The sequence below is a fragment of the Ruminococcus sp. AF17-1AC genome, assembly GCF_003461385.1.
In the GTDB taxonomy this organism is placed as follows: Bacteria; Bacillota; Clostridia; order Oscillospirales; family Ruminococcaceae; genus Hominimerdicola; species Hominimerdicola aceti.
This window is the reverse complement of record NZ_QTWZ01000033.1, coordinates 1-267: the sequence shown is the minus strand read 5'-3', so window position 1 is coordinate 267 and position 267 is coordinate 1. Positions and strand designations below refer to the sequence as shown.

At 49.1% G+C, this 267-nt stretch carries 1 protein-coding gene; it reads left to right on the top strand.

The window, feature by feature from the left end; all coding sequences use genetic code 11:
* A partial coding sequence (locus DWW81_RS13325) for a transposase (protein WP_181982751.1) occupies positions 1–267 on the top strand: 267 nt, incomplete at both ends.

The window sequence follows — 267 nt, the reverse complement described above, 5'->3', positions numbered from 1 at the left end:
TGATGAAGAGTTTAAAAAGCAGGCAATAAAGCTCGCAAAGGAGATTGGCACCAAGGCAGCAGCAGATGAGCTGTGCATCCCCAAAGGGACGCTTGGGACGTGGGTGCAAAAGGCACGGATCGGAGAAATAGACACAGGTGCAGGCTCACGTACACCGGGAGAGTCACTTACTATAGCACAGCAGCTTCAGGCAGCAAACAAACGGATCAAAGAGCTTGAAAAGAAAAACCGAGAGCTTGAAGAACTGAATGAATTTCTGGAGGAAGC